General features: G+C 49.9%; 12 protein-coding genes. All 12 read left to right on the top strand.

The annotated features are described in order from the left end of the window. On the top strand, positions 1-263 hold a 263-nt coding region (locus J4G02_09795; GenBank protein MCE2394864.1), incomplete at its 5' end, for a hypothetical protein. A 225-nt stretch (positions 264-488) separates the two neighbouring features. Beyond that, a complete protein-coding gene (locus J4G02_09800) occupies positions 489-980 on the top strand; it encodes a hypothetical protein (GenBank protein MCE2394865.1) in 492 nt (163 codons plus the stop codon). 47 nt (positions 981-1,027) lie between these two features. Beyond that, positions 1,028-1,456: a tetratricopeptide repeat protein gene (locus tag J4G02_09805; protein ID MCE2394866.1), complete on the top strand. Its 429-nt coding sequence runs from the start codon at positions 1,028-1,030 to the stop codon at positions 1,454-1,456. Between the two features lie 190 nt (positions 1,457-1,646). Continuing rightward, on the top strand, positions 1,647-1,922 hold the full coding sequence (locus J4G02_09810) for an XRE family transcriptional regulator (protein MCE2394867.1): 276 nt from the start codon (positions 1,647-1,649) through the stop codon (positions 1,920-1,922). A gap of 17 nt (positions 1,923-1,939) precedes the next feature. Next, positions 1,940-2,590: a hypothetical protein gene (locus J4G02_09815; protein ID MCE2394868.1), complete on the top strand. Its 651-nt coding sequence runs from the start codon at positions 1,940-1,942 to the stop codon at positions 2,588-2,590. 1 nt (position 2,591) lies between these two features. Then, on the top strand, positions 2,592-2,843 hold the full coding sequence (locus tag J4G02_09820; GenBank protein MCE2394869.1) for a hypothetical protein: 252 nt from the start codon (positions 2,592-2,594) through the stop codon (positions 2,841-2,843). Positions 2,844-3,033: 190 nt separating this feature from the next. Then, positions 3,034-4,335, top strand: coding sequence for an AAA family ATPase (locus tag J4G02_09825; protein ID MCE2394870.1), 1,302 nt, complete (start codon positions 3,034-3,036; stop codon positions 4,333-4,335). Continuing rightward, positions 4,332-4,877, top strand: a complete 546-nt coding sequence (locus tag J4G02_09830; protein ID MCE2394871.1) for a hypothetical protein — start codon at positions 4,332-4,334, stop codon at positions 4,875-4,877. The genes J4G02_09825 and J4G02_09830 overlap by 4 nt, the downstream gene beginning before the upstream one ends. 30 nt (positions 4,878-4,907) lie before the next feature. Then, the gene (locus tag J4G02_09835) at positions 4,908-5,546 is read left to right on the top strand and encodes a DNA-processing protein DprA (GenBank protein MCE2394872.1); all 639 of its coding nucleotides are present in this window, start codon (positions 4,908-4,910) and stop codon (positions 5,544-5,546) included. Between the two features lie 499 nt (positions 5,547-6,045). Further along, positions 6,046-7,134 carry a zinc-binding dehydrogenase gene (locus J4G02_09840; protein ID MCE2394873.1) on the top strand — a complete coding sequence of 363 codons (1,089 nt, stop codon included), beginning with the start codon at positions 6,046-6,048 and terminating at the stop codon, positions 7,132-7,134. Between the two features lie 297 nt (positions 7,135-7,431). Then, positions 7,432-8,208 (top strand): phytanoyl-CoA dioxygenase family protein, encoded by a 777-nt coding sequence (locus J4G02_09845; protein MCE2394874.1) that lies wholly within the window; start codon positions 7,432-7,434, stop codon positions 8,206-8,208. 34 nt (positions 8,209-8,242) lie between these two features. Continuing rightward, positions 8,243-9,165 (top strand): hypothetical protein (locus J4G02_09850; GenBank protein MCE2394875.1); only part of this gene is annotated, 923 nt, incomplete at its 3' end.

Below are 9,165 nucleotides of genomic sequence, written 5' to 3' on the forward strand. Positions count from 1 at the left end.
ATTCCCACGGCAAGGAGGCGTACAGCGAAGACCGGCCCACCAAGCATTTAGGCAGTTACGACACAGTCGGCACACGACGCGTGTGGCACCACACAGTGATTTCCCCAGAGATGCGACAGTGGTTTGAATGGCGGCGCAGGTTGAGGGAAGGTAGTAACACAGCTTCCGTTGGGCAGCCGACGTTACCGCGGAAACCAAAAGGGGTTGACACGGCTGAGGTGGACGCGCTGATAGCCGAAATGGAAAAAGTATTGAAGGACTAGTGCACGGCACAAAAGACACCGAGTAACTTACCTTCAACTGCAAAGGAATTCTAAATGCCCCGTATCTTCGATAACATTAACGATTAGGTAAACGATTATCACGTCGAATGTGTTCTCAATTAAATCCACGCCCTTGCCCAACAACGAAGAATTAGATTTTATCATCAACTACGACATCAAATACCGGATGGGATTGGGCAACTGACTCAACCAAAGGAGAATAAAATGAAGTTAATCGTGATTTTGAGCGCAGCACTTTTGCTTTTTACTGCTCCTGCGTTCAGCGAACTGACCGTAGAGGACATTGAGAAAATTCGCTCAATTATCAAAGAAGAAACCACCGCATCTGAGACACGAGTGAAAGAATACATCTCACAAGAGATTGCAAAAGTCAACATCAAAATTGAGGAAATGGATAAACGCTCGAACGGCGAAATCCAAGGGCTAGATACACACCTGAGTAGCGAAATCAAAGGGTTAGACACACACCTCAGTGGTGAAATTAGAGCATTGGGCAAACAGTTGGATCAGCTTTTTACGCTGGTGCTAGCATTGATAGCTTTCATTGCCGTGGTCATCGGTGTGCCACAGATTATCGTCGCAACGCAGGGAAAAAATCAACGCGCACAAGACGAAAAAATTGAAGCACAGCAAAAACAGATCGAAGCCTTGCAGCTGGAGATGGAAAGGCACCAACAAGAACGCATGAGTGCTTAAACTTCATCATCAACTACGACATCAAATACTGGATGGTTGGGAAATGAATGAAATTGGATGGTCGAAACCCTACTAGCGGGAATAATTATCGCGATTACCTAATTGGAATACTTGCCGACCACGAGGAAGCGGTTGCCTATCTCGAAATCTCTCAAGAAGAATATCAGAAGGACGGTGACACCGTCGCATTTTTGTTAGCACTCCAAAGCATCACTGAAGCGCAAGTGGAGAACAACGAACTCCTTTCCCAAGTCTATCTATTGAGTGGCAGAGTCCACCACTCACGAGGGGAGCATGACTGGGCGATTGAAGACTATAACACAGTGATAGAAACGAATCCCAATAATGTTGAAGCCTATACCCGTCGTGGCATAGCTTGCTACCACAAAGGTGAGCATGACCGTGCCATTGAAGACCTTACCAAAGCGATAGAATTGAAACCCAATTATGCCGGTCTTATTACGATCGAAGTGTAGCTTAAATGTCTCAATGAGATCGCCTTAAAACGGTTTAAGAAAGTAATTAGAGTGGCAAGAGAAAGAATCACCCACCTAAAGAGGTAGACTCAAGAGAAGTGAGGTTAAACGAGTAGTAGAGAGGGGTGTCCATGGCAAGCGCGACGGTGGAGAGACAGAGCAGACGCGCCAGCCCAAAAGAGGATAAATCATGGCAGACTATACCCCCAGTGCGGGAAACGTTTTTAAGGATTTGGGGCTTCCTTCACCCAATGAAAGGTTGGCAAAAGCCAAACTGGCATATAAGATCAACCGCTTGATTGCCGATCAGGAAATGACTCAAAAGGACGCTGCACATTTTTTGGGAATAAGTCGATCGAAGATGACCGCCCTGAGAAACGGCCGACTGAAGAACTTTACCATTAACCATCTAGCTTCTCTGTTTAGAAGCGTGAATTCAGATTTGCAGAAACAACAGGGTCAGTGAAGCGAACGTAGGAAATTATGCAATCAGATCGCTATAATGACAATGTTTTTCTCAATTGTCCATTTGATTCGGATTATAAGCAGTTGTTTGATGCAATGGTGTTTGCGGTACATGATTGCGGTTTTATTGCCCGTTGTGCTCTTGAAGAGGAGGACGCAAGTCAAGTTCGGATCGATAAAATTTATAACATCATCGCGGACTGCCGTTATGGAATTCATGACATATCGAGAACGGAATTAGACGAAGTTTCAGGTTTACCTCGATTTAACATGCCTTTGGAATTGGGGGTTTTTCTTGGGGCAAAGAAATTTGGTATAGACAAACAAAAAAGGAAAAATTGCCTTATACTGGATAAAGCACAGTATCGGTATCAAGAGTTTATCTCAGATATCGCCGGGCAAGATATTCAAGCTCATAACAACAGTCCTGAAGGAATTATAACAGTCGTACGGAATTGGATTCGCACTGCATCGAAACGTCAGACAATTCCAAGTGGAAGCATCATTTGGGGACGTTACCAAGAGTTTATGGAGGATTTGCCTCAGCTGGCTCAAGAGCATCAACTAAAGGTTGACCAGTTAATTTTTAATGATTATACTTTGGTGATTACGAGATGGTTGAGGACTAGACGAATCGCTTATCGCAACATGGTTCAAGGAGGTAATTAGAATGGCAAGAGAAAGAACCGTCAAAGACACCCCCAAACGAGGGAAGCTTACAGAACGCCAAGTCCAACGGGCAGTAGAGAAGGTTATTTATGCTAGACTCGGTGGTGTAGAGGCGGCACAGACACGCCATGTGACTACCATCAAGGTCGGGCGCGATACTAAGACAGGCAGGTTTATAAGTTGTAAGGAAGCTAAACGCCGTAAGAAAACGGCAGCGGTTGAAACTATTAAAATACCTAAAAAAAAGAAATAGTTTCCCTTTTAGGAGCTACGCACTTCAGATTATAGTTGTCCGATGCTAGTTCTATTGTTTTCGTAGGGGCAACCCCCCGATAGCTCGGGATTAAGAAACTTGTGGTTGCCTTTCCTTACTATAGTTCTAGGATCAACGAGCCATCCCCGGTCCCGCAACACACCGGGTATCTGAAAGGAGCACACTACGGATGTCGAAAGAAACGATTGAAGGCATCACCAAGATAGCCGTGAGCGGTTTTAAATCGATAGCGGAAGAGTGTGCAATCGACATCCGTCCGCTAACGATCCTTGCCGGCGCGAATAGCTCCGGGAAATCGAGCATCATGCAACCGTTATTGATGCTCAAGCAGACGCTGGAGGCACCATACGATCCGGGACCGCTTTTGCTTGATGGACCGAACGCCCAATTTACATTGGCAGAGCAATTTTTGTCCAAGTTAGTCAGCGAAGAAAGAGCAGATCATTTTCAGATTCGGATTGATATTACTAGCATGGCCGAGGATTTTTCGACAGCAGTCACTTTCAGAAAGGGGCAAAGCGGAATTGAACTTGTCGAAATGACGAAAAAAGCCAGCAAGTATCACGAGGATATGACCTTGTATCCTAAGATGCCGCCTGAAGAACTCGAGTCGTTGGTTAACCGAAACTTGATGCCCGCGGGTTTTGATGCCGTGAAGCGTTCACGATGTTTTGTCCGTTTTGAGACTCAAGATGGCCATATGTCCCAGAGCATAATCTATAAACTTGAGACTCATATTTTCAACAGCATTCATCTCCCCGGATTGCGAGGTAATCTAGAACGCACCTACAAACCTGCCAGCACCGGCCCACAGTACCCCGGTACGTTTGAGAATTACGCTGCAAGCATCATTCACGAGTGGCAGGAAACGAGGGATGAACGTCTAGGAATGTTATCTGATTCCCTTTATGCACTTGGACTGACAGGACAAGTCGGCACCAAAAAAATCGGCGACACCCGCATCGAACTTCAAGTCGGTCGTCTTCCTCTCCCCCCCGCTAGCGGGGGGGAAGGGGGGGGTACGGACATGGTCAGCATTGCCGATGTGGGATTCGGTGTATCCCAGGTCCTGCCCGTTTTAGTCGCCCTAATGGTAGCGGAACCGGGGCAGTTGGTCTATCTCGAACAACCGGAGCTGCACCTCCATCCCCGCGCACAGGTCGCATTGGCGCAAGTCTTAGCAGCGGCGGCGAAACGTGGCGTCCGTGTCGTTGCAGAAACACACAGTTCGCTGCTGCTTCTTGCGATTCAAACGCTTGTTGCCGAAGGCAGCCTCTCGCCGGAGTTGGTGAAGCTGCACTGGTTCACACGGGGTGAAAATGGTGCCACCAAAATCGACACCGCCGATCTGGACGAGGTGGGTGCTTACGGGGATTGGCCCGAAGACTTTGATGATGTCGATCTGAAGGCGCAGAGCCGTTATCTTAACGCCGTAGACAGAATTGCATTTGGCAAAACGGAGGCATCGTGAGGGAGGCAGATTCAAAACGATTGGTTATTGATACCGATGTTGCCCAAGCCTCCGGTAGCGAGGAGGCAATCCATCCGCGAGCCAAACATTGTCGTGATTTTCTACAGGAGGTATTGTCGCTAAGTCACAGCGTTGTAATGACACCGGAAATTAGTAATGAATGGAAAAGGCATCGATCCAGCTTTGCGCGTCGTTGGAGGGTGTCGATGGATGCGCGCAAAAAAGTGTATCGTGTCAATGCTCCGGCAGACGAAGAACTTTACGACAAAATTAAACAGACAGGGACCAACCTAGAAGAAAGCGAAGATATGCAAAAAGATTTTCACCTGCTGGAAACGGCAAGGGCAACCGACCAGACCGTTGTTTCGCTTGATGAAACCGTACGGGGGCTTTTCGCTCGCGCCGCTCAACGTGTTGGTGAGATCCGAGACATCGTTTGGGTGAATCCTGAACGTACAGAAGAAGAGAAACCGCTTGTTTGGCTCCAAAACGGTGCACCACCGGAAGATCATCGCAAACTCCGCGCTTGGCGAATTGTTTAGCTCGGTGCAGCACCTGTATGAGACCCAGAAGTGACACATCCAATTGAACGCATCACACAAAAGGATCCCAATTACCCGGCGCAGCTGAAAGGATATTTGAGCACAGATGCCCCAGAAACTATCTGGGCGCAGGGGAATATCGCTCTCTTGACGGATCGGGAGGCTCACCTAAACGGAAACCTCTGGGCACTGTTTTGTTCTAGTAGGTGTCCCGGTCAGGTTATCTTGAAATCGCACGAATTGGCTCAACAATTCCGGGCATCAGGGAGGCCCACCATCGGGGGGTATCATTCACCAATTGAAAAAGAATGCCTTCGCGTCCTACTACGGGGCTCACAACCGATTATCCTATGCCCCGCCCGGAGTATCGAAAACATGCGACTGAACCCAGCGTGGAAAGAGGGGTTAGCCGAGGGACGTCTGTTACTCCTGTCTATCTTTGATAGTAAACATCGGCGATCGACCGCAGGGTTGGCGAACCAACGCAACGCATTTGTTGCAGCACTTGCGGACAAGATATGTATCGCCCACGCCTCGGAGGGTAGCAAGACGCTGCAATTCGCGCATCAGATATCGGAATGGGGCAAACCCCTTTTCACCTTCGACACATTGGCAAACAGACCGCTTTTTCAATGCGGAGCGCAGCGGATAGAGGATTTTTGTACCTGAAACATATAGGACTTTCGCACATGGTCAAAAAATAGGTTATAATAACCCAAATTGCTAGAGCATATTGACCTTTATGTGGAATCTTACCCATAAATCGAGGCTAATATAGCAGGTTAGCAAACCTTAATCGAGGTTAATACGGCATCAGCAAACCTTAATCGATGCTAATATGGCAGGTCAGTAAACCGTTCACAGGCAGCCGCTATAGCATAGCACACTTATGTAATACCACTGAAGTATAGTGGCCATCGGGATTCTCGGCACACCCGACAATCTATGAATACCCGTATAGGGCATTGAAAATATTTTTTTCACCTGTCAGTGCCCTGCCAAATCTCCGAATCGTGCCAGTGGAGCATTAAAACGGAACCGAGTACCGGGACTAGCCGAAAGGGTTGGATTTTACCGTTCAACTGCGTAGGTCCTAGGTTTATTGAACAAATTGTTTTCACGTTTTACGTTTCACGCATCATGTTTAATGTAATCGGAAAGGTCTCAGATGAAAGCGTGGCGTTTTTATGGATTTAACGATATGCGGTTGGACGAGGTACCTGACCCAGTTCGGCGTGCAGGGCATGTGATCGCAGAGATTCTCTGTGTGCAACCCTCTGTCACCGAAGCACAACTGGCTTACGGGGTTCCGACCCTCGCCTACGAGCAGATTAAACACCGATTGGAAACCGAAGCACCGATACGGTTATTCGGACACGAGTTCTGCGCCCGAATCGTGGAATCCGACGGAGATTCCCAATTCCAACCCGGAGACCGTGTGGCAGCCCGTGCCAAGCTGCCCTGCGGCGAATGCTCCCTCTGCCTATCGGAGCGTGGGAATGACTGCCGACGCGGGCCGATTATCGGTTTTCAATTGCCCGGATGCTTCTCCGAGTTCGCCGTTCTGCCCGAAATCGCCTTGACGAAAGTGGACGACCGAATCTCTGACAGCGAGGCAGCATGTCTACAATCGCTCTCCGACAGCCTCGCAGCGGTGGATACGGCGGAGATACATATTGGGGACACGGTTGCTGTCTTCGGTCAGGGCAGCATGGGACTTGAATGTATGCAGGTCGCCCGTGCGAGCGGTGCGGGACGGTTGATCACCGTAGATGTCCGAGAGGAAGCGTGCCAAGTCTCTAAGGAGTTGGGTGCTGACCATAGCATCAATGCGAGTCAGGATAATCCAGTTGAGGTGATTCAGGCGTTGACGGACGGCAACGGTGCCGATGTTGTTTTTGAATGCGCGGGTGGCAGTCCCAAGCAGGGTTTGTCGGGGACGAAAACGCTTACACAAGCCATCGCAGCCACCCGATCAGGCGGAAAATTAAACATCGTTTCGTGGTTCGGGCACCCGATGGAGCTCGATGTTGACGCGCTACGGGAGCGAAGTCTCCGATGTCTGTTCCCAGACATCAGCACACTGGCGCATTTGGAACACACGGTTCGATTGGTCGCCTCCGGACGAATTCGACTGAAACCGACCATCAAGCACGTTTTATCCGGCATCGAGTCTGTCCCCAAAGCCTTCGAGATAACCGCAAACAAAGGCAAATACGGTGCTATCAACCCTGCACAGGTAATGATGCACGAGTGATTTATGGTGAATTAGAGAAATAAGTAGACATTTACCAATAACTCCGACCTTCGCGAAGTTTCCAAAGGCCCCCTGAAAACCAGAGGTGGTGAGGAGGTGAGAGGACGAGTTTTTACACGCTTCTCCCGATTCTCGGGATCCTCGGCTTTGCCGGGACCCGCTTCCTCACACACCCGCTTCCTCGCTTCCACCTGATTAGGGGGTCGGCTGTCCATTGGGAGTGTTTCATTAATTCTAAGATCCACTATAATTTGCAAAAAACAGTTCTTCACACACATTTTTAGAGAGAAAAGACGAATGACCGACACCCAAACCACTAATGACTTCCAAACACTCCTTCCACATTTCCGCAAGAACGGTTATGTTGTTCTCAAGGATGCCCTCACCTCCGATGAAGTAACGTACTTCCGTGAAATCTACGATCGCGACCGTGAGCAGTTTGGCAGCCCAAATTGCTGGCATCCTTTCTCCAACCAGATGCGAAACTGCAATGCGTTAGTTACCTCGCCGGAATTTGACCAACTCCTCCGCCATCCCAAGATTCTGCCGGCGATTGAATTTTTTATGGGCGGACCCGTCTGTTTCGCCGAAATCTGCCTGCGCCACATGGGAGCTTATAATGGCGAGCCCCACCAAGGCTTCCATCGTGACCGTCCGCATTGGGAGGAGCATCCGCTTCGGATGGACTACATACAACTGATGGTCTACCTCACCGATGTCGATGAGAGAACACACTGTTTCTCTATTTCACCCGAATCCGTGGATGAGCAGATCTTGGAGGTCGCAGCGAATGTCGAACGTAACGGAACAGTAGACCTCCACGGACCCGCAGGCACTGTCGCGCTGTTCAACATCGCTGTTCCGCATACGGCAACGGTTCGCGTCACACAACGAGAGCGGAAAACGGTTCAAGCCTATTATGGGCACCGTTCTCGCCCTTACTTGAGCGACTGCTCTGTGATACCGCCGAGATTCTCGCGTCATGATCCGGATCCAGAGGTACGAGCGTTTTACGGCAACCTCAACAAGACCACGCGAACTTACTTGGAAGCCTTTGATCCCCCATCTGCGTGAATCTTGAATCTTCCTAACGGAAAGGCAAACCGCTATGAAGCGTAGACATTCCTTGGACGAACCCCGCGTTTTCATGTTCGATGACGGACGCCACGCTGCGAGCCTTTATCAATTTGAACCACCCCTCGATCAACTAGCGGACAGCGGCGTAGATACCCTGATATACTTCGCGGTGCTTGAGGGAGGCGTGACGATGTATGACAGCCGCGTCGCACAGAAGTGGGGCGATAATGTCGTCAAATGGACGCATACGGTCTGGTATCGCGCCGGGCGAAATATCCATCAACTGATCGCCGATGGCTACGACCCGCTGAAGCTGCTCTGCGATCGCTGCCACGAAAAAGGGATCTGGTTCATCCCCAGCAACCCAGTCACCCTCTCCGGCGGCGATAGAGCGACCGACGGCGGACTGGGTCGCAAGTCCGACTTTGTGTACGAGCATCCAGAGTTTCAGGTGGGTGAGGAAGATGATCCGCGGGCATCGGACGCAACACGGTTCAGCTTTTTGCATCGGGAGGTGCGTGAGGAACGCTTTCAGGTCTCCGAAGAATTGCTCACCCGCTACCAAACCGATGGGATCGAACTGAACATGACCGATTTCGTTCCGTTTTGCAGGTTTGATGAGGTCGAAGAACTCACGCCGATTATGACCCAATGGATACGCGACCTTCGCGCAGTCGCTCGGAACGCTGAAGCGGATCAGGGGCGTCGTAAACGGATCTATGTCCGTATCCCGGCACATCCAGACGCGTGGCGAGCCCTTGGGTATGATGTTCCGCTTTGGGTTTCGGAGGGATTGGTGGAGGGTCTTATCTGCCAACCCGGGCTCACGCAGGGACCTGTAGATCAAGATCCCGATCTCTCAGGTGCGGTGGCTCTGGTTAGTGAGACTCAGTGCCGGGTACTTGCGTCCTTCCAAAACGTGCTCGGCAGGCAGCTGAAACAGTACGCCACCCC

This window comes from Candidatus Poribacteria bacterium (genome assembly GCA_021295755.1).
Lineage (GTDB): Bacteria > Poribacteria > WGA-4E > WGA-4E > PCPOR2b > PCPOR2b.

Bases quoted from the DNA above. Each gene is read 5' to 3' on its own strand.
- J4G02_09800 (MCE2394865.1), top strand. From the start codon at position 489: ATGAAGTTAATCGTGATTTTGAGCGCAGCACTTTTGCTTTTTACTGCT.
- J4G02_09805 (MCE2394866.1), top strand. From the start codon at position 1,028: ATGAAATTGGATGGTCGAAACCCTACTAGCGGGAATAATTATCGCGAT.
- J4G02_09810 (MCE2394867.1), top strand. From the start codon at position 1,647: ATGGCAGACTATACCCCCAGTGCGGGAAACGTTTTTAAGGATTTGGGG.
- J4G02_09815 (MCE2394868.1), top strand. From the start codon at position 1,940: ATGCAATCAGATCGCTATAATGACAATGTTTTTCTCAATTGTCCATTT.
- J4G02_09820 (MCE2394869.1), top strand. From the start codon at position 2,592: ATGGCAAGAGAAAGAACCGTCAAAGACACCCCCAAACGAGGGAAGCTT.
- J4G02_09825 (MCE2394870.1), top strand. From the start codon at position 3,034: ATGTCGAAAGAAACGATTGAAGGCATCACCAAGATAGCCGTGAGCGGT.
- J4G02_09840 (MCE2394873.1), top strand. From the start codon at position 6,046: ATGAAAGCGTGGCGTTTTTATGGATTTAACGATATGCGGTTGGACGAG.
- J4G02_09845 (MCE2394874.1), top strand. From the start codon at position 7,432: ATGACCGACACCCAAACCACTAATGACTTCCAAACACTCCTTCCACAT.